The 18,642-nt window shown below is 64.4% G+C and carries 16 protein-coding genes and 2 tRNA genes; 3 read left to right on the forward strand and 15 right to left on the reverse strand.

Features of this window, described 5'->3' with window-relative positions; translation table 11 throughout:
* Nucleotides 1-22 precede the first annotated feature (22 nt).
* Together QM707_RS01465 and QM707_RS01470 are read left to right on the forward strand one after the other, a co-directional pair.
* Complete coding sequence (locus QM707_RS01465; RefSeq protein WP_415000097.1) at nucleotides 23-607, forward strand: cysteine dioxygenase; 585 nt, start codon at nucleotides 23-25, stop codon at nucleotides 605-607.
* A 35-nt stretch (nucleotides 608-642) separates the two neighbouring features.
* A tRNA-Leu gene (locus tag QM707_RS01470) sits at nucleotides 643-728 on the forward strand.
* Nucleotides 729-1,021: 293 nt separating this feature from the next.
* On the opposite strand, the gene QM707_RS01475 is transcribed toward QM707_RS01470, so the two are convergent.
* A complete protein-coding gene (locus QM707_RS01475) occupies nucleotides 1,022-1,483 on the reverse strand; it encodes a hypothetical protein (RefSeq protein WP_415000098.1) in 462 nt (153 codons plus the stop codon).
* A 103-nt stretch (nucleotides 1,484-1,586) separates the two neighbouring features.
* Between QM707_RS01475 and QM707_RS01480 the strand changes: the two genes are divergently transcribed.
* A complete protein-coding gene (locus QM707_RS01480) occupies nucleotides 1,587-2,888 on the forward strand; it encodes a hypothetical protein (protein ID WP_415000099.1) in 1,302 nt (433 codons plus the stop codon).
* A 67-nt stretch (nucleotides 2,889-2,955) separates the two neighbouring features.
* Here QM707_RS01480 and pnp read toward each other — a convergent pair whose 3' ends face one another.
* The 14 genes from pnp to nuoI form a co-directional block, all read right to left on the reverse strand.
* Nucleotides 2,956-5,058 (reverse strand): polyribonucleotide nucleotidyltransferase, encoded by a 2,103-nt coding sequence (pnp, locus tag QM707_RS01485; protein ID WP_415000100.1) that lies wholly within the window; start codon nucleotides 5,056-5,058, stop codon nucleotides 2,956-2,958.
* Nucleotides 5,059-5,185: 127 nt separating this feature from the next.
* Nucleotides 5,186-5,446, reverse strand: a complete 261-nt coding sequence (gene rpsO / locus QM707_RS01490; RefSeq protein ID WP_415000101.1) for a 30S ribosomal protein S15 — start codon at nucleotides 5,444-5,446, stop codon at nucleotides 5,186-5,188.
* A 158-nt stretch (nucleotides 5,447-5,604) separates the two neighbouring features.
* The gene (gene truB, locus QM707_RS01495; RefSeq protein WP_415000102.1) at nucleotides 5,605-6,522 is read right to left on the reverse strand and encodes a tRNA pseudouridine(55) synthase TruB; all 918 of its coding nucleotides are present in this window, start codon (nucleotides 6,520-6,522) and stop codon (nucleotides 5,605-5,607) included.
* A gap of 33 nt (nucleotides 6,523-6,555) precedes the next feature.
* On the reverse strand, nucleotides 6,556-6,921 hold the full coding sequence (gene rbfA / locus QM707_RS01500) for a 30S ribosome-binding factor RbfA (RefSeq protein ID WP_415000103.1): 366 nt from the start codon (nucleotides 6,919-6,921) through the stop codon (nucleotides 6,556-6,558).
* Nucleotides 6,921-9,542 (reverse strand): translation initiation factor IF-2, encoded by a 2,622-nt coding sequence (gene infB / locus QM707_RS01505; RefSeq protein ID WP_415000104.1) that lies wholly within the window; start codon nucleotides 9,540-9,542, stop codon nucleotides 6,921-6,923. The genes rbfA and infB overlap by 1 nt, the downstream gene beginning before the upstream one ends.
* 73 nt (nucleotides 9,543-9,615) lie before the next feature.
* Nucleotides 9,616-11,103 (reverse strand): transcription termination factor NusA, encoded by a 1,488-nt coding sequence (gene nusA / locus QM707_RS01510; RefSeq protein WP_415000105.1) that lies wholly within the window; start codon nucleotides 11,101-11,103, stop codon nucleotides 9,616-9,618.
* A 30-nt stretch (nucleotides 11,104-11,133) separates the two neighbouring features.
* On the reverse strand, nucleotides 11,134-11,676 hold the full coding sequence (gene rimP / locus QM707_RS01515) for a ribosome maturation factor RimP (RefSeq protein WP_415000106.1): 543 nt from the start codon (nucleotides 11,674-11,676) through the stop codon (nucleotides 11,134-11,136).
* Between the two features lie 160 nt (nucleotides 11,677-11,836).
* Nucleotides 11,837-11,913: transfer RNA gene (locus QM707_RS01520), tRNA-Met, on the reverse strand.
* Between the two features lie 99 nt (nucleotides 11,914-12,012).
* Nucleotides 12,013-13,461 carry an NADH-quinone oxidoreductase subunit NuoN gene (nuoN, locus tag QM707_RS01525; RefSeq protein ID WP_415000201.1) on the reverse strand — a complete coding sequence of 483 codons (1,449 nt, stop codon included), beginning with the start codon at nucleotides 13,459-13,461 and terminating at the stop codon, nucleotides 12,013-12,015.
* A 13-nt stretch (nucleotides 13,462-13,474) separates the two neighbouring features.
* Nucleotides 13,475-14,989: an NADH-quinone oxidoreductase subunit M gene (locus QM707_RS01530; protein ID WP_415000107.1), complete on the reverse strand. Its 1,515-nt coding sequence runs from the start codon at nucleotides 14,987-14,989 to the stop codon at nucleotides 13,475-13,477.
* 19 nt (nucleotides 14,990-15,008) lie between these two features.
* On the reverse strand, nucleotides 15,009-17,192 hold the full coding sequence (nuoL, locus tag QM707_RS01535) for an NADH-quinone oxidoreductase subunit L (RefSeq protein WP_415000108.1): 2,184 nt from the start codon (nucleotides 17,190-17,192) through the stop codon (nucleotides 15,009-15,011).
* 1 nt (nucleotide 17,193) lies between these two features.
* Nucleotides 17,194-17,499, reverse strand: coding sequence for an NADH-quinone oxidoreductase subunit NuoK (gene nuoK, locus QM707_RS01540; RefSeq protein ID WP_415000109.1), 306 nt, complete (start codon nucleotides 17,497-17,499; stop codon nucleotides 17,194-17,196).
* The gene (locus tag QM707_RS01545) at nucleotides 17,496-18,134 is read right to left on the reverse strand and encodes an NADH-quinone oxidoreductase subunit J (protein ID WP_415000110.1); all 639 of its coding nucleotides are present in this window, start codon (nucleotides 18,132-18,134) and stop codon (nucleotides 17,496-17,498) included. Before QM707_RS01545 ends, nuoK begins: the two co-directional genes overlap by 4 nt.
* A gap of 15 nt (nucleotides 18,135-18,149) precedes the next feature.
* Nucleotides 18,150-18,638 carry an NADH-quinone oxidoreductase subunit NuoI gene (gene nuoI, locus QM707_RS01550; protein ID WP_415000111.1) on the reverse strand — a complete coding sequence of 163 codons (489 nt, stop codon included), beginning with the start codon at nucleotides 18,636-18,638 and terminating at the stop codon, nucleotides 18,150-18,152.
* Nucleotides 18,639-18,642 lie beyond the last annotated feature (4 nt).

Here is an 18,642-nt window from a genome sequence, read left to right on the forward strand (position 1 = left end):
CAGGGCTGCTAAACTGCCGCCCATGACGTTCCTGAACTTCACTGGCCGAGATGCCCTGCTGGCCGTCGTCGAGGAAGCCTACCGGCAGCCCGATGGCGAGCGCCTGACGCATAGCCTGCGCGACGGCCTGTGCCGCCTGATCAAGGACCGCACGGTCTTCCTGCCCGACTGCGTCTTCGAACCGGTAGAAGGTCACTACGCACGGCGCGAGCTCTATGCCTGCCCCGAGCGCGGAACCAGCATCGTCGCGATGACCTGGGCGCCGGGCCAGGGCACGCCGATCCACGACCACTGCGGTCTGTGGTGCGTCGAGGGCGTTTGGCAGGGACAGTTGGAAATCACCCGTTACGAACTCGAAGAGGAACAGGAGGAGCGCTGCCGTTTCAGCCAGCACGAAACCCTGCTCGCCGGCACCGGCACCGCCGGCAGCCTGCTGCCGCCGCACGAGTACCACACGATCCGCAATCCGAGCCCGGATCAGATCGCGATTTCCCTGCACGTCTACCAGAAGGCGATGGGCCAGTGCGCGACGTTCGAGCCGGAGAACGGCGACTGGTATCGCCGCGGGCAACGCCAACTCTGCCTGGACAAGGTCGATTGCGAGTAAGTCACGCCCTTCCTGCGCTATAATGCGCGGGCAATGCCGGTGTGGCGGAATGGTAGACGCGGCGGACTCAAAATCCGCTTCCAGCGATGGAGTGGAGGTTCGAGTCCTCTCACCGGTACCAAAGGCTGAAACGCGATGGAATGACTCGCGATTCGCTGGGTACCGAAGGCCGGATGCAGCAATCGAGAAAATCCCAAAGCCCGCTCAAGCGGGTTTTTGTTTTTCTGAAACGCGATGGAACGCCTCGCGAGACCGATGGTACCGAAGGCCGGATGAAACAATCGAGTGAATCCCGAAGCCCGCCGACGCGGGCTTTCGCTTTTCTGAAACGCGATGGAACGGCCTGTGATCGAGTGTGGGCGTAAGAAGCAAAGGCCGAGCACGACGATCGACAATTTCCCTTGAGGGAATCGCTTATTGGGACTGTGGTTTGTCCACAGCGCTTGCGGGCCACGGCCACCAGCCCTGCCCGGTCCGCGCATAACGGTCCGCCGCCTGTTCGAAGCGATTGCGGTGCGAGATACCGCCGCAGGCGAAATACAGCGGCAGGAACAGCGGGCCTAGGACCAGGTACTGATAGACGTGCGCGCGTTCGTGGTCGCCGATGCGCACGCATTCCTTCCCGCCGCTATGCGCGCAGTCGTAGGTCAAGGTGTCTTCGTCCAGCGACTCGCCCGTGTGCAGGATGACGTTGCCCAAGGTCAAGGCGCCGCCCGGGCCCCACGGAAACCGCTGGAAAACCAAAGCATGATCGGACACCTTCGGCCTGGCGCCGAACGCCCACGCCGCCAAGCCGGCGAGCAGGCCGGCAAGCGTCATGGGCAAGGCCCAGACGGCACCGAGAACCGCCAGCGCGATGGTCGTGGCGCGAGACATGCTTGGATGCTAACACCGTCCGTTTCTCCACGATCGCCCGACATCGTTGCCAATCCCGTCTCGCTCTGCGAGCCTGTGCGCGCCGCTCACGGGATACGCCGCCATGTCCGCCTCCGACGACGCCGAAACCATCCATCGCGTGCCCGGGCGCACGACGCCGACCTGGGAAATGGAGCTGCTGATTTCCGGCGCGACCATCATCGGCTTGCTGCAACTGCCGGCCCTGCTCGACAGCGCGTTCTACCAACTGTTCGCCCGCAGCAGCGAGGACGTGAACAAACTGCTGTCGCCGCTGTGGATCTACGCGAAGTTCTCGCTGGTGACCCTGATCGCAACCTTCGTCCTGCACCTGTTCCTGCGCGGCTACTGGGTGGCCCTGGTGGGCATGAATTCGGTCTATCCCGGCGGAATCCGTTGGGGAAACCTGCGGCTGGGCCCGATTTCGCGCGAACTGGCCGACACGCCGGAAGGCGAAATGCCGGCCACCATCGAAAACGCCGACAACCGCGCCACGCGCGTGTTCGGCATCGGTTTCGGCCTGGCGATGCTGATGCTGCTGCCGGCCACGCTGGTGCTGACGATCATCCTGATTGCCTTGGTGGTCGGCGTCGTCTCCGGGCATCGCGTCGACGCGATGATCGTCTTCAGCTATCTCGTGCCGGTCGTGCTGCTGCCCTGGTTCATCGCCTTGCTGCTCGACCGCCGCATGGGCGATCGCTGGCCGCGAGACAGCAGGAAGGGCCGCGCTCTGCGGCGCGTGCTGACCTTCTACGGCTTCCTGCGCTTCGGCAGCAACAACAACCCGTTGCTGGCGTTGTTTTCCAGCCACGAGGGCACGCGGCGCGCCGGCTGGACGATCATGCTGATCATGGCTCCGATCTTCGCCTTCGTGGTCGGACAACTGATGTTCAATAGCGGTGTCATCGACTACGGCCGTTACGACGGCCTGCCGGAATCGGACGCGATGACGATCGACGGTTCGCAGCCGGCCTTCTATGCCAACCAGCGCAGCGAGGATGCAGGCGGTCGCGCACCGCCGCCCTTCATCCCGGATCGCGTCGTGCGCGGACCCTACCTCGAACTTTTCGTGCCCTACCTGCCGAGGCGCATCAATTCGATCATGGCGCAGCAGTGCCCCGAGGTCGCAGCGCCCAACGCCGCGCGTACCGCGGGCCTGGATTGCCTGGCGAAGCTTTACGACATCCGCCTGGATGGCGAGCCCATTGCCGTACCGCTGGAGGCCGCCACCGATGCGAAGTCCGGTCTGCGCGGCAGCCTGGCGATGATCCCCGTGCGCGAACTGTCGCCGGGGCGCCATGAAATCAGCGTGGTCGAGGTCAAGCCGAGGCGATCTTCCGACAGGAACGAGCCGCAACGTCGCTACCGGATTCCGTTCTGGAAGTAGGTTGAGCAGCGCCGCAATGAAAAAAGCCGCCCGAGGGCGGCTTTTCCCTTGAACCCTTGCCGTTGGATCAGCCCGCGGCTTCGTCTTCCGTCACGGCCTTCATCGACAGACGGATGCGACCCTGCTTGTCGACTTCCAGCACCTTGACCTTCACGACATCGCCTTCCTTGAGCTTGTCGGTGACCTTCTCGACGCGCTCATTGGAGATCTGCGAAACGTGCACGAGACCGTCCTTGCCCGGAGCGATCGTGACGAACGCGCCGAAGTCCATGATCTTGGCGACCTTGCCTTCGTAGATGCGGCCCGGCTCGATGTCCGAGACGATCTGGTCGATGCGCGCCTTGGCGGCCTGCGCAGCAGCGGCGTTGACCGACGCGATGACGATGGTGCCGTCGTCCTGGATGTCGATCTGCGTGCCGGTGTCCTTGGTGATCGCCTGGATGACCGAACCGCCCTTGCCGATGACTTCGCGGATCTTGTCCGGGTGGATCTTCAGCGTGAGCAGGCGCGGCGCGAACTCGGACAGTTCGGCGCGCGGCGCCGACAGGCCCTTGGCCATTTCACCGAGGATGTGCAGACGGCCCTGCTTGGCCTGGGCCAGCGCGACCTTCATGATCTCTTCGGTGATGCCGTCGATCTTGATGTCCATCTGCAGGGCGGAGATGCCCTCGGCGGAACCGGCCACCTTGAAATCCATGTCGCCGAGGTGATCCTCGTCGCCGAGGATATCGGACAGCACGACGTAGCGATCGCCTTCCTTGACCAGGCCCATCGCGATGCCCGCGACCGGTGCCTTGACCGGCACGCCCGCGTCCATCAACGCCAGCGAGGAACCGCAGACCGAGGCCATCGAGGACGAACCGTTCGACTCGGTGATTTCGGAGACGACGCGGATGGTGTACGGGAATTCTTCCAGCGACGGCATCACGGCGAGCACGCCGCGCTTGGCGAGACGGCCGTGGCCGATTTCGCGACGCTTGGGCGCGCCGAAGCGGCCGCATTCGCCGACGGAGAACGGCGGGAAGTTGTAGTGGAACAGGAAGTTCTCTTTGTACTCACCGGCGATGGCGTCGATGATCTGGCCGTCGCGGGCGGTACCCAGCGTCACGATGACGATGGCCTGGGTTTCGCCACGGGTGAACAAGGCCGAGCCGTGCGTACGCGGCAGGACGGGCGCCTTGACGGAGATCGGACGCACGGTGCTGAGGTCGCGACCGTCGATGCGGACCTTGGTGTCGAGCACCGAGTCGCGCATGGTGCGGTATTCGAGCTCGCCGAATTCCTTGGCCAGCTCGCCGGTGTTCCAGTTGTCGGCGGCGACGCGGCCGGCGAGCACTTCGAACGTGTCCTTCTTGATCGCGCTGATGGCGTCGCGGCGCTGCAGCTTGTCGGTGACCTTGAACGCATCGGCCAACTTGCTGCCGACGACTTCCTTCAGGGCGGCGATCATGGCCGTGTTCTTGGCAGGCGCCGCCCAGGTGCTGGGCTTGGTGCCGGCTTCGACGGTCAGCTCGTTGATCGCGTTGATGACCTTCTGCTGTTCCTTGTGGCCGAAGGTGACGGCGCCGAGCATCACTTCTTCGCTCAGCAGCGCCGCTTCGGACTCGACCATCAGCACGGCATTGGCGGTACCGGCGACGACCAGCTCAAGCTTGGATTCCTTCAGCTCGGCGGCGGTCGGGTTGAGGATGTACGCGCCATCCTTGTAGCCGACCTTGGCGGCGCCGATCGGACCGGCGAACGGCGTGCCGGCCAGGGCCAGCGCGGCCGAGGCGCCGATCATCGCCGGGATGTCGCCATCCACTTCAGGGTTCAGCGAGATCACCTGCGCGATGATCTGCACTTCGTTCTTGTAGTCTTCCGGGAACAGCGGGCGGATCGGGCGATCGATCAGGCGCGAGATCAGCGTTTCCTTTTCGGTCGGGCGACCCTCGCGCTTGAAGAAGCCGCCGGGGATACGGCCGCCGGCATAGAACTTCTCGACGTAGTCGACGGTAAGCGGGAAGAAATCCTGGCCTTCGCGCGCGCTCTTGGCGGCGACGGCGCTGACCAGCACGACGGTGCCGTCCATGTTGACGATGACGGCGCCACTGGCCTGGCGTGCGATCTCGCCGGTCTCCAGGGTGACGGTGTGCTTGCCGTACTGGAAGGTCTTGGTGATTTTTGCCACGTTGATGTTTCCCTGTTCCGTTGATGCTGTCTGTGCCCGTCCGGCCCTTGCCGGATCGGGTTCGGCGCGGCGAATCCGCGCCTGAAAAAGAACGCGGCGCCATCAGGCGCCGCGCGGTGTTTGTTGCTTAGCGACGCAGGCCCAAGCGCTCGATGAGGCTCTGGTAGCGCGCGGCGTCCTTCTTCTTCAGGTACGCCAGCAGGCTGCGACGCTGGTTGACCATCTTCAACAGGCCGCGGCGGGAGTGGTGATCCTGCTTGTGCGCCTTGAAGTGTTCGCTGAGCTGTTCGATGCGGGCCGAGAGCAGGGCGACCTGCACTTCCGGGGAACCGGTGTCGTTGGCGACGCGGCCGAAATCCTTGATGATCTTGCTGGTATCGATGGACATGCTGTTTCTCTCTTGATGCGAAGTCGGCAGGAACCCGGGGCGAATGCCCGAGCACCGCATGACCCGCCGGTTATTGGAATGCTGCGATAAAGCCGCAGAAGTATAGCCTGCGACCCTTTTCCGAACAAGGTCTTAGGCACACGCCGAGGCGGGTCGGCTCAGTTTCTGGCGGCCCAGCGGAACAGGCGTTTGGCCCGGAGAATCGCATCCGGCCCGATTTCGGCAAGGCCCAGGCTGCGGCCCTGCGAATCCGTGACCTGCACCTTGCCCTGGACCTCTCCGGCCATAGCGACGCCCTGCCCCTGTCCCAGGCGCTGTGCCTGCTCCGGCTCCAGTACGAGAGTGCGCCAGCCTGCCAGGCCGGCTTCGACCGGCAACAGGCAGTGTTCCCGACCCGCTTCGTCCATCGCCTGCAGCGCTTCGATGGTGAACATGCGGGGTTCGCGGAACGGCTCGACCCAGAGCCGTCTCAATTCGGCGACATGCGCGCCGCAGCCCAAGGCTTCGCCGAGATCGCGCACCAGGCTGCGGACGTAGGTGCCGGAACCGCAAACGATGCGCAGCCTCGCCTCGTCCGCACGCAATTCGAGCAGCTCGATCGAATGCACCATCACTTCGCGCTCGGGAACCTCGATGGTCTCGCCCCGCCTCGCCTTCGCGTAGAGGGGCTCACCGCCCTGTTTCAGCGCCGAATAGATCGGCGGCCGTTGGCGTATCCGCCCGGTCAGCGGTTCGAGCAGCGAAACGAGGCGGTCGGCGACGACCGCATCGACGGCCCGCTCGCGCAAGGGCTTGCCGTCGGCATCGTCGGTATCGGTCGTGAGGCCGAAGCGCGCGACGGTCTCGTAGGCCTTGTCGTTGCCCAGCAAGTGGCCGGCGATCTTCGTCGCTTCGCCGAAGCAGAGCGGCAGCAAGCCCGTCGCAAGCGGATCCAGGCTGCCGGTATGCCCGGCCTTGTCGGCGCGGAACAGGTGCCGCACGCGCTGCAAGGCCTGGTTCGAACTGATGCCGGCGGGCTTGTCGAGCAGCAGGATGCCGTCGAGGGCACGGAAGACGGTGCGGGGACGCGCGTTCATGAAGTGATGCGACCGGTGCGGCCGCGCACGGGATCAGGCGTCGGGATCGGACGCGGGCGGATGGTCGCGCAGCAGCTCCTCGATGCGTTCGCCCTTGTCCACGGAATCGTCGTAGTGGAAATGCAACTCGGGCGTGTGGCGCATGCGTACCGCCTGCGAGAGACGATGGCGCAGTTCGGGCGCCAGTTCCTTGAGGGCTTTCACCGCCTCCTTCGAGGAACCGGGGAGCAACGCAGTGACGAAGACCTTGGCATGCGCCATGTCGCGGGTGACTTCGACGTCGGAAACGCTGACCGACGGCAGGCCGTGCTCGCGCACGGCCTGGTGGACCAGCAGGCCCAGCTCCCGACGGAGCTGGGCGGCGACGCGATCGGTGCGATGGAAACTCTTGCCCGGCATCAGAGCGTGCGCGCCACTTCGATGCGCTCGAAGCATTCGATCTGGTCGCCCGGCTGCACGTCGTTATAGGCCTTCACGGCGATACCGCACTCGGTACCGCTGCGGACTTCCTCGACGTTGTCCTTGAAGCGGCGCAGCGATTCCAGCTCGCCCTCGAAGACGACGGTGTTGTTGCGCAGGACGCGGATCGGCTTGGCCTTGCGCACGCTGCCTTCGATGACGAGGCAGCCTGCGACCGCACCGAACTTCGAACTGCGGAACACGTCGCGGACTTCCGCAATACCGATGATCTCCTCGCGCACTTCCTTGCCGAGCAGGCCCGACGCGACCTGCTTCACCTGGTCGATGACGTCGTAGATGATCGAGAAGTAGCGCAGGTCGAGGCCATTGCTCTCGATGATCTTGCGGGCGCTGGCGTCGGCACGGACATTGAAGCCGATGATCACGGCCTTCGCGGCGGCAGCCAGGGTGGCATCGGATTCGGTGATGCCGCCCACGCCGGACGCGATGACGTTGATGTTGATCAGTTCGTTCGACAGGCCGGTCAGGGACTGGCGCAATGCTTCCACCGAACCCTGCACATCCGCCTTGACGACGATGTTGAGCGTCTGCTGGCCGTTGGCCTGGCCCATCTGCGCGATGACGTCTTCCATGCGCGTGCCGGGCTGCTTGACCAGGCGCGATTCGCGGCGCTTCGCGTCGCGCTGTTCGGCGACGTCGCGCGCCAGGCGCTCGTCCGCCACGACGACGAAGTCGTCGCCGGCATCGGGCACACCCGACAAGCCGAGCACCTGCACGGGGATCGACGGACCGGCGGAATCGGTCTGCTTTCCGTTCTCGTCAAACAGGGCGCGAACGCGGCCATATTGCACGCCGCAGACGAGGTAATCGCCTTTCTTCAGCGTACCTTGCTGCACGAGCACGGTGGCGACCGGGCCACGGCCCTTGTCGAGCGCGGATTCGATCACGACGCCAGTGGCGCGAGCATCGACGACCGCCTGCAGTTCCATGACTTCGGCCTGCACCAGGATCGCATCGAGCAATGCGTCGACGCCCATGCCGGTCTTGGCCGACACCGGCACGAACTGCACGTCGCCGCCCCACTCTTCCGGCACCACTTCGAGCTTGACCAGGCCTTGCTTGACGTTGTCCGGATTGGCGTCGGACTTGTCCATCTTGTTGATCGCGATCAGCAGCGGCACCTTGGCGGCGCGCGCGTGATTGACCGCTTCGGCGGTCTGCGGCATCACGCCGTCGTCGGCCGCGACGACCAGCACGACGATGTCGGTGAGCTTGGCGCCGCGGGCGCGCATCGAGGTGAACGCGGCGTGGCCCGGGGTGTCGAGGAAGGAAATGACGCCCTTCTCGGTTTCGACGTGATAGGCGCCGATGTGCTGGGTGATGCCGCCGGCTTCACCGGAAGCGACCTTGCTGCGGCGGATGTAGTCGAGCAGCGACGTCTTGCCGTGATCGACATGGCCCATGATGGTGACGACCGGCGGACGCGTGCTCTTCTCGCCCTGCATTTCTTCGGTATGCGCTTCCAGCGCCGTCTCGGCGTCGTCTTCCGCGGCGCGCGTGGCCTTGTGGCCGAGCTCTTCGGCGACGAGGACCGCGGTATCGTGGTCGATGACCTGATTGATGGTCACCATCACGCCCATCTTGAACAGCGCGCGCACCACTTCGCTGCCCTTCAGCGCGAGCTTGTTGGCGAGTTCGGCAACGGTGATGCTCTCGCCGATGGCGATGTCGCGCACGACCGGCGCGGTCGGACGGGAAAACCCGTGCTGGCCGGAACTGGTGCGCGACTGCTCGACGATCTTGAGCTTCGGGCGCTTGCGATTACCGGCGGCGCCGCGGCGGGCACGTTCGGAATCGGTCAGGTGCAACTGGCCGGCGAGGAAGCGCGTCGGCGAATCCTCTTCGCCTTCGTTGTCCACCATCGCGTGCGAACCGCGGGTCTTGTGCTTGGGGCCGGCCTTGGTGCTGGCGGGCTGTTTCGGCGTCGGCGTCTTGTCGCGCAGCATGTCCGTCTTGTGCGGGCGCGGCGCATGTTTGTCGTCGCGCGGCTTCGGCGCGGCGCCATCCTGTTCTTCGGCCGTGGCGAGCACCGACGCGGCGGCGGCGTCGGAAGCCTCCTTGGCCTTGCGCGCGACGTCCTCGGCTTCCTTACGGGCGATTTCGTCTTCGCGGCGCTTGCGGTCGGATTCGTTCAACGCGGCGAGTTCGGCGTCGTTGCGCTTCTTCGATTCCTCCAGCTTGCGCAGCGCGTCTGCGCGCTCGTCGTCCACCGGCGGCGCATCCATCTGGTCGCGCTTGAGATAGGTGCGCTTCTGGCGCACTTCCACCGCCACGGTGGATTTGCTCTTGCCGGCGCTGACGGTCAGTTCCTCGACCTTGCGGCGCTTGAGCGTGATCTGCTTCGGCGCGGCGACCTCGGCGGTTTTCTCTTCCTTGCCGTGCGTACGGCGCAGGAAGCCGAGGAGCTTCATCTTCTCGGTGCTGCTGACCACCTGATCCGGCCCGCTGAAGGTCATGCCGGCGCTGGCCAGCTGCTCGAGCAGCTTCTCGACGGGCATTCCCAGCACTTTAGCCAGAGAACCTACGGTGACTTCAGACATGTGGCTTCGATTCCTTGCGTTGGGCGCCGTGGCGCCCTTGTTTATTCCATGTTGCCGCTTGCTGCCGTGGCGCTCATTCGAACCAGTGCTGGCGCGCCGCCATGATCAGCTTGGCCGCGTGCTCCTCGTCCATGCCTTCGATGTCGATGATCTCGTCCACCGCCAGCTCGGCCAGGTCGTCGCGACTGACGATGCCGCGCGAAGCGAGGATGTAAGCCGTGTGCTCGTCCATGCCCGGCAGCGACAGCAGCTCTTCCGTCGGCTTGTGGTCTTCGATCTCTTCCTCGACGGCCAGAGCCTCGGTCAACAACGCGTCGCGGGCGCGGGCGCGCAGTTCCTCGACGATGTCCTCGTCGAAGCCTTCCACCGCCAGCAGCTCGGCCGCCGGTACATAGGCGATTTCCTCGACCGTGCTGAAGCCTTCCGACACCAGGATGCCGGCGATTTCCTCGTCGACTTCGAGCTTGTCCATGAACAGCTTGCGCGCGTTGGACTGCTCGGCTTCCGACTTGGCGGTGACCTGGTCCTGCGTCATGACGTTGAGCTGCCAGCCCGTCAGGCGGCTGGCAAGGCGCACGTTCTGGCCGCCCTTGCCGATCGCCTGGGCGAGCTTGTCCTCGGCCACGGCGAGATCCATCGAGTGCTTTTCCTCGTCGACGATGATCGACTGGACTTCGGCCGGCGCCATCGCGTTGATGACGAACTGGGCCGGGTTATCCGACCACAGCACGATGTCGACGCGCTCGCCGTTGAGCTCGTTCGACACCGCCTGCACGCGCGAACCGCGCATGCCGATGCAGGCGCCGATCGGGTCGGTGCGATGATCGTGGGCGAGCACGGCGATCTTGGCGCGATCGCCCGGGTCGCGCGCGGCGGCCTTGATCTCCACCAGGCCCTGGCCGACTTCCGGCACTTCGAGCTTGAAGAGTTCGATCATGAATTCGGGCGCCGTGCGCGAAATGAACAGCTGCGGTCCGCGCGATTCGGCGCGTACGTCGAGCAGGAACCCGCGCACGCGGTCGCCCGGACGCAGCACGTCGCGCGGAATGGCCTTGTCCTTCGGGATGAATGCTTCGGCGTTGCCGCCGAGGTCGACGTAGACATTGCCGCGCTCGACGCGCTTGACGATGCCGTTGACCAGTTCGCCGACGCGATCCTTCCATGCATCCACCACCTGGGCGCGTTCGGCTTCGCGCACGCGCTGCACGATGACCTGCTTGGCGGCCTGGGCGGCGATGCGGCCGAATTCGGCGTTCTCGACCTGCGCTTCGACGAACTCGCCGATCTGCACGCCGGGTTGCTCGTCTTCGGCGTCCATCATGCGGATCTGCCGGTCCGGCGACTCCATCACGACGTCGTCGGCCACCACTTCCCAGCGGCGGAAGGTCTCGTAGCTGCCGTCCTTCGAGTTGATCGAGACGCGCATGGCGACGTCCTGCTCCGGATAGCGCTTCTTGGCCGCGGAGGCCAGGGCCGCTTCCATCGCTTCGAGGATCACGCCGCGGGGGACGCCCTTTTCATTGGCGACCGCTTCCACGACCAGCAACAATTCCTTGCTCATTTCTCTAACTCCAAGCGGGCGCGGGCGCCCTCAGTGATTTCCATTGGGTTTGCGTTTGCGACGGCTCTCGCCGCGCCCGCCGGGCTTGGCCGGAGCCAGTCCCAGCGCGACCAGGTCGGGAACCAGCCTGGCCTTCTCGATATTGTCGTGGGCGACCACGAACGCGCCGTCCTTGCCTTCTTCGGCGATAGCGACGTCGTTGCCGTCGACGCTGACGATGCGGCCCTGCAGCCGGCGGCGGCCGTCCTGCGGCAGACGCAGGCTGAGCTTCGCCTCTTCGCCGATGAAACGCGCGAACTGTTGCGGCGTGAACAGCGGCCGGTCGATGCCCGGCGACGATACTTCCAGCGTGTACTGCGAGACGATCGGATCGTTGACGTCGAGCAGTGCCGACACTTCCCGGCTGACGGCTTCGCAATCTTCGATGGTGACGTGCCGTCCTTCGACGTCGATGTACAGGCGCAGCATGGCGCTGCCGCTCGACGGCGCGTATTCGAGCCCGAGCAGCTCAAGACCGAGCGCCGCCACGGTGGGCGACAGCATCTCGACGAGTTCTTCCGCTTTGCCTGACATTGCCTTGGTTTTCGCTCGCTGGATTCCGGAAACAAAAAACGTGGAAAACAAAAAAGGGCCGTGAGGCCCTTTTCCGGTACATCCTGGTTCCGGTGTCTTCGCGGCCGAAACCGCTTGGACAAGACCGGGCAAGGTTGGTGGACGAACCCTGCCTTGAAACTGGTAGCGGGGGTAGGATTTGAACCTACGACCTTCGGGTTATGAGCCCGACGAGCTGCCAGACTGCTCCACCCCGCAGCAGTGAACGCGAATTATAGCGGGCGGCGAGAATTCAGCGCAAGTCTCGCGCTATTCGGCCCACGGCGCGGCTTCACCCGCGCTTAAGCCGCCCGGAGATCAGACCGGGAACGCTTTCTCGCACCAGTACATCAGGGGCTCGGCGAAAATACCCAGCACCAGCAATGCGCTGGCATTGACGGCGAAAACCACGCGCAGGTGGCTGTCGCCATGCAGCTGCGGCCCCTGCCCCTCGGGTTCTTCGAAGAACATCGCGCGAATGACCCGCAGGTAATAGAAGGCGCCGATCACCGCGCAGAGGACGGCCAGCAAGGCCAACCAGGTCAGCCCGCCCGCGAGCGCCGCCTTGATCACCTCAAGCTTGGCCCAGAAACCCAGGAAGGGCGGCACGCCGGCCAGCGAAGCCATGATGAACAACACCAGAAGGGCGTGCATCGGACTGCGCTGCCAGAGGCCGCGGAAATCGGCGACCTTGTCCGCCTCGAAGCCGCGACGCGAAAGCAGGATCACCGCCGCGAAGGCCGCCGCCGCCATCACCGAATAGCTGATCGCATAGAACAGGGCCGCGCCGTAGCCGATGTTGTCGGCCTGCGCCAAGCCCATGAAGAGGAAACCGACGTGCGAGATCGTCGAATAGGCCAGCAGGCGCTTGAAGTTCGTCTGCACCAGGGCGACGAGATTGCCGATGACCAGGGACAGCGCCGACAACCAGGCCAGCATCATTCGCCAGTCGCCATCGACCGGGCCGACGCCGGATTCCAGCAGCCGATAGGCCATGCCGAAAGCAGCGAGCTTCGGCACCGAACCGAGGAAAAGGGTCACCGCCGTCGGCGCGCCCTGGTAGACGTCGGGCACCCACATGTGGAACGGCGCCGCGCCGAACTTGAACGCGATACCCACCAGCAGGAAGACCACGCCGAACATCAGCATCCCGTTCGGACCGCCGGCCGCGACGGAATGGATCTCGGCGAGCGTGAGGCTGCCGGTCGCGCCGTAGATCATGGACATGCCGTACAGCAACAGGCCGGAGGCGAGCGAGCCGAGGATGAAGTACTTCATCGCGGCTTCCGAGGCCACTTCGTTGTCCCGGTCCATCGCGACCAGGCCGTAGGAACTGAGCGCCAACAGTTCCAGGCCGAGATACAGCGTCACCAGGCTCGCGGCCGACACCATCAGCATCATTCCGAGCAGCGCGAACAGGACCAGCGCGTAGAACTCGCCCTTGAACAGGTCGCGGTCCTGCAGATACGGTTTGGCGTAGACGAATACGAGCGCCGCCACCGCGTACATGGCCAGCTTCAGCACGTCGCTGGCGATATCGCGCACGAACATGTCGGAGAAGGCGAACACCTGCGTACTCGCCATGTCGTCGCGCAAGGTCAGCACGACCGCAGCGACGAGGATCAGGATCGCCAGGAAATGCGTCAGGCCACGACGCTGCTGCGAAATGAACAGGTCCAGCATCAGCAGCGCGAACGCGGCCGCGCAGACGAAAAGCTCTGGGACGATGGTATGCAGGTCGGCGCTGGAGATGGTCGGCGTCAGCAACATGTTCGTTCCCTTACAGCTTGGACGTGGCGATCTGGACGACCAGTTGCGTGATGGATGCATCCATCAGGTCGGTCAGCGGTTTCGGATAGACGCCCAGCGCCAGTACGCCCAAGGCGAAAATGCCCAGAACCCAGGCCTCGCGCAGATTGATGTCGGTCAGTTCGGCGACGTGATGATTGGCGACTTCGCCGAACACGACGCGCTTGACCATCCACAGGGTGTAGGCGGCGCCGAGGATCAGGGTGGTGGCCGCGGCGAAAGCGACCCAGAAGTGATACTGGAAGCTGGCCAGCACCACCATGAACTCGCCGACGAAACCCGACGTGGCCGGCAGGCCGGCGTTGGCCATGCCGAACAGGACGAACAGGGCCGCGAACCAGGGCATGGTATTCACCACGCCGCCGTAGTCCTTGATCATGCGGCTGTGCACGCGGTCGTAGAGAACGCCGACGCAGGAGAACATCGCGCCGGAAACGAAGCCGTGCGAGATCATCTGCACCATCGCGCCCTGCAGGCCGAGGCGGGCCGCGTCGTAGTTCTGGTAGTCGCGCACCAGAGCCAGGGCGATGAAGGTACCCAGGGTCACGAAACCCATGTGCGCGATCGACGAATAGGCGATCAGCTTCTTCATGTCCTGCTGCGCCAACGCGACGAAGCCGATGTAGACCACGGCGATCAGCGACATCGCCACCACGACCCAGGCGTATTCGTGGCTGGCGTCGGGCACGATCGGCAGCGAGAAGCGGATGAAGCCGTAGCCGCCGATCTTCAGCATGATGGCGGCCAGCACGACTGAACCGCCGGTGGGCGCTTCGACGTGCGCATCCGGCAACCAGGTATGCACCGGGAACATCGGCACCTTCACGGCGAAAGCGGCGAGAAAGGCGAAGAACAGCCACATCTGCTCGGTGCTATCCAGCGGCAGGGCCGTGAGGTCGGCCAGCTGCCAGCTGCCGCCCTTCAGGTACAGGTAGACCAGGCCGATCAGCATGAAGACCGAGCCGAGGAAGGTGTACAGGAAGAACTTCACGCTGGCGTAGACGCGACGCGGACCGCCCCAGACGCCGATGATGATGAACATCGGGATCAGCATGCCTTCGAAGAAGACATAGAACAGCAGGGAGTCGACCGCCGAGAACACGCCGATCATCAAGCCTTCGAGGATCAGGAAGCTGGCGAAGTACTGCGGCACGCGCTTGTCGATCGAGGCCCAGGCGCCGAGCAGCACCAGCACCGTCGTCAGGGTCGTCAACGCGATCAGCGCGACCGAGATGCCGTCCACGCCCAGGTTGTAGCCGATGCGGAACGTCGGAATCCAGGCATGCGATTCGGAGAACTGCATGGCCGCGCTGGTAGCGTCGAAACCGCTGATCAGCGGCAGGCACAGGCCCAGCGCCACCACGGAAACCAGCAGGGCGAACAGGCGCGCCTGCCCTGCCCGGTGATCGCCGAACAGCAGCGTCGCGGCGCCTCCGAGGATCGGCACCCAGATCAGCAGGCTCAAGAGATGTTGTTCGAGGAACATCGATGTTTCCTTGGCGAGCTTAGTGGCCGATCCAACCCGCCAGCACCGCGAGCAGCACGATGAGGCCAAGGATCATGGCGAACGCATAGTGATAGAGGTAGCCGGATTGCAGGCGCCGCACGAGGTTGGCGACGCGATCCACGATCCAGGCCGAGCCGTTGACGATGAGGCCGTCGATCAGGCCGGCATCGCCGAAGCGCGAGGCGAGCTTGCCGAGGCCGAGGCCGCCGCCGGCGAAACCGCCGATCCAGAGGTCGTCCATGCCGTACTTGTTTTCGAGGATGCGCGTGAAGAACGCGCCGACGGGGCTGGCGCGCATGCGGCCCGGCAAGGCCGGCTTCCATAGATAGAGCGCGGTGGCCAATGCAAAACCTCCGAGGGCCAACCAGAACGGCCAGGCCTGAATTCCATGGAGGGCGAACTGGAACGATCCGTGGAACTCCTCCGCCAGTTTCGCGAGAACGTCGCGCTCGGGCAGGTTCTCGATCGCACCGGCGAAGAACGGTGCCACTTCATGGTGCCCCGTCCAATCCTTGCCGAACAGCATCGGCCCAGCCGTGAAGAAGCCGACCAGCAAGGACGGTACCGCCAGCAGCATCAAGGGCACCGTCACGACCCACGGGGACTCATGCGGCTCGTGCGGACCGTGATGCCCATGGTCGTCGCCATGATCATCCGCATGCGCGTCGGGTTCGTGATGCGTTTCGTGCGCGTCGCCATGCGCCTCGGCATGCGCAACATCGGGGTGCGCATGATCGTCATGCGAAGCGCCATGCCCGTGCGTATCGGCGTGACGGAAGCGCTCCTCGCCGTGGAAGGTCAGGTACAGCAGGCGGAAGCTGTAGAAGCTGGTGACGAACACGCCCAGCAGCACGGCCCAGTAGCCGTAGGTAGCGACCCAACCATGCGACTCGTGCGCATGGTGCGCCGCCGCTTCGATGATGGTGTCCTTGGAATAGAAGCCCGACAGCAAGGGCATGCCGGTCAGGGCCAGCGTGCCGATCAGGCTGGTCCAGTAGGTGATCGGCATGTACTTGCGCAGGCCGCCCATCTTGCGCATGTCCTGCTCGTGATGCATGCCGATGATGACCGAACCCGCCGCCAGGAAGAGCAACGCCTTGAAGAAGGCGTGCGTCATCAGGTGGTAGACGGCGGCCGAATAAGCCGACACGCCCAGCGCGACGGTCATATAGCCGAGCTGAGACAGGGTCGAGTAAGCCACGACGCGCTTGATGTCGTTCTGCACGATGCCGATCAGGCCGGTGAAGAAGGCCGTGGTCGCGCCGATGAACAGGACGAAGTTCAGGGCCGTTTCGCTCAGCTCGAACAGCGGCGACATGCGGGCGACCATGAAGATGCCCGCGGTCACCATCGTGGCCGCGTGGATCAGCGCCGAGATTGGGGTCGGGCCTTCCATCGAATCCGGCAGCCAGACATGCAGCGGCACCTGCGCCGACTTGCCCATGGCGCCGACGAACAGGCAGATGCAGACCAGCGTGGCGACCGACCATTCCTGGCCGGCGAACAACGAAACCGTCTGGACCGACTGCGTGCTGGCGTAGCTGAATACGCTGGAGTAGTCGAGCGACCCGTACCAGAACAACACGCCGGCGATGCCGAGCAGGAAGCCGAAGTCGCCGACGCGGTTGACCAGGAAAGCCTTCAGATTGGCGAAGATCGCGCTGGGCCGCTTGAACCAGAAGCCGATGAGCAGGTAAGACACCAGGCCCACCGCTTCCCAGCCGAAGAACAGCTGCAGGAAATTGTTGCTCATCACCAGCATCAGCATGGAGAAGGTGAAGAGCGAGATGTAGCTGAAGAATCGCTGGTAGCCCGGGTCTTCCGCCATATAGCCGATGGTGTAGACGTGCACCAGCAGCGACACGAAGGTCACCACGACCATCATCATCGCCGTCAGTTTGTCGACCATGAAGCCGACATGGGCGGAGTAATTGCCGACTTCGAAAAACGTATAGATGTTCTGATTGAACGGATCCGTCTGCCCCGTCGTCAGCTGGTACAGGACCTGGCAGGACAGGGCGAAACTGATCGCCACGCCGATGATGGTCACCGTGTGCGCGCCGGTGCGGCCGACCTGGCGACCGAAAAGGCCCGCGACGATGGCGCCGAACAAGGGCGCCAGCGCCACTATCAGCAGGTTGGTAACCGAAAGGGTGAATTCCGGTGCGGATACAGGCGCCATGTCAGCCCTTCAGGGAGTCGAGCTCGGCCACGTTGATCGTGCGCCGGTTGCGGAACAGGGTTACGAGGATCGCCAGTCCGATCGCCGCCTCGGCGGCCGCGACGGTCAGGATGAAGAAGACGAAGACCTGGCCGGAAACGTCGCCGAGGAAACGGGAGAAGGCGACGAAATTGATGTTCACCGAAAGCAGCATCAACTCGATGCACATCAGCAGCACGATCAAGTTCTTGCGGTTGATGATGATGCCGGCCACGCTGATGGCGAAAAGCAATGCCGCCAGGGCGAGATAATGATTCAGGGTGATCACGGGTTACCCTCCTCGCCGTCATGCGCCGTCGACCGCTCGGCCTTCATCTTCAACAGGCGCACGCGGTCCTCGCGGCGCACGGTGACCTGGCGCGCCGGGTCCTGGTGCTTGGTGCCGCTGCGGCGGCGCAGGGTCAGCATGACGGCGACGACGATCGCCACCGTCAGGATGACCGCCGCGACCTCGAACGGCAGCATGTACCGGGTGAACAGGGAATGGCCGATCCACTCCAGGTTGCTCAGGTTCGCCGCAGCGGCCGGGTCGGTACTGGCCAGCTCGGTGACGTCGCGACCGCCGCGAATACCGATCAACCCGATCATCTCCACGAACATGATCGCGGCGACGGCCGTCGCAATGGGGAAATAGCGGGCGAAACCTTCGCGCTTCGGCGTGAGGTTGATGTCGAGCATCATCACGACGAACAGGAAAAGGATCATCACCGCGCCGACGTAGACGAGGATCAGCACGATGCCGAGGAACTCCGCCTGCAGCAGCAGCCACAGGCATGCGACCGAGAAGAAGGTCAGCACCAGGCTGAGGGCGGCGTGCACCGGGTTCTTCACCAGGATCACGCCGAGCGCGGCCAGGGCGGCGACGGCGGCGAACAGGTAGAAGGCGATCAGTTCGAAGGACATTTCTCTCCCCTGCCCTCAGCGGAACGCGGCATCGGCGGCGCGTCGGGCCGCGATCTCGGATTCAAAGCGGTCGCCGATGGCGAGCAGCTTGTCCTTGGTGACGACGTTCTCGCCGCGCTGTTCGAAGTGGTATTCGTGGATGTGCGTCTCGACGATCGAATCCACCGGGCAGCTCTCTTCGCAGAAGCCGCAATAGATGCACTTGAACAGATCGATGTCATAACGCGTCGTCCGGCGCGAACCGTCTTCGCGCGGCGCCGCGTCGATGGTGATGGCCAGGGCCGGGCAGACGGCCTCGCACAGCTTGCAGGCGATGCAGCGTTCTTCGCCGTTCGGATAGCGGCGCAGCGCGTGCAAGCCCCGGAAGCGCGGCGATTGCGGGAACTTCTCGAAGGGATAGTTCACCGTGTACTTGGGCTTGAACATGTATTTCCAGGTCAGCCACAGGCCCTGGAGGAACTCCAGGAGCATCAGGCTGCGCAAGTAGTTGATTACGCGGCTCATGTCC

It is taken from the genome of Arenimonas sp. (assembly GCF_047602345.1).
GTDB lineage: Bacteria > Pseudomonadota > Gammaproteobacteria > Xanthomonadales > Xanthomonadaceae > Arenimonas.

What these genes read in the sequence shown, in the direction of transcription:
- rbfA (WP_415000103.1), bottom strand. Translation starts at nt 6,921, where the DNA reads ATGCCGGGCAAGAGTTTCCATCGCACCGATCGCGTCGCCGCCCAGCTC.
- truB (WP_415000102.1), bottom strand. Translation starts at nt 6,522, where the DNA reads ATGAACGCGCGTCCCCGCACCGTCTTCCGTGCCCTCGACGGCATCCTG.
- nuoL (WP_415000108.1), bottom strand. Translation starts at nt 17,192, where the DNA reads ATGGCGCCTGTATCCGCACCGGAATTCACCCTTTCGGTTACCAACCTG.
- QM707_RS01480 (WP_415000099.1), top strand. Translation starts at nt 1,587, where the DNA reads ATGTCCGCCTCCGACGACGCCGAAACCATCCATCGCGTGCCCGGGCGC.
- rimP (WP_415000106.1), bottom strand. Translation starts at nt 11,676, where the DNA reads ATGTCAGGCAAAGCGGAAGAACTCGTCGAGATGCTGTCGCCCACCGTG.
- QM707_RS01465 (WP_415000097.1), top strand. Translation starts at nt 23, where the DNA reads ATGACGTTCCTGAACTTCACTGGCCGAGATGCCCTGCTGGCCGTCGTC.
- nuoI (WP_415000111.1), bottom strand. Translation starts at nt 18,638, where the DNA reads ATGAGCCGCGTAATCAACTACTTGCGCAGCCTGATGCTCCTGGAGTTC.
- rpsO (WP_415000101.1), bottom strand. Translation starts at nt 5,446, where the DNA reads ATGTCCATCGATACCAGCAAGATCATCAAGGATTTCGGCCGCGTCGCC.
- QM707_RS01545 (WP_415000110.1), bottom strand. Translation starts at nt 18,134, where the DNA reads ATGTCCTTCGAACTGATCGCCTTCTACCTGTTCGCCGCCGTCGCCGCC.
- infB (WP_415000104.1), bottom strand. Translation starts at nt 9,542, where the DNA reads ATGTCTGAAGTCACCGTAGGTTCTCTGGCTAAAGTGCTGGGAATGCCC.
- QM707_RS01475 (WP_415000098.1), bottom strand. Translation starts at nt 1,483, where the DNA reads ATGTCTCGCGCCACGACCATCGCGCTGGCGGTTCTCGGTGCCGTCTGG.
- nusA (WP_415000105.1), bottom strand. Translation starts at nt 11,103, where the DNA reads ATGAGCAAGGAATTGTTGCTGGTCGTGGAAGCGGTCGCCAATGAAAAG.
- QM707_RS01530 (WP_415000107.1), bottom strand. Translation starts at nt 14,989, where the DNA reads ATGTTCCTCGAACAACATCTCTTGAGCCTGCTGATCTGGGTGCCGATC.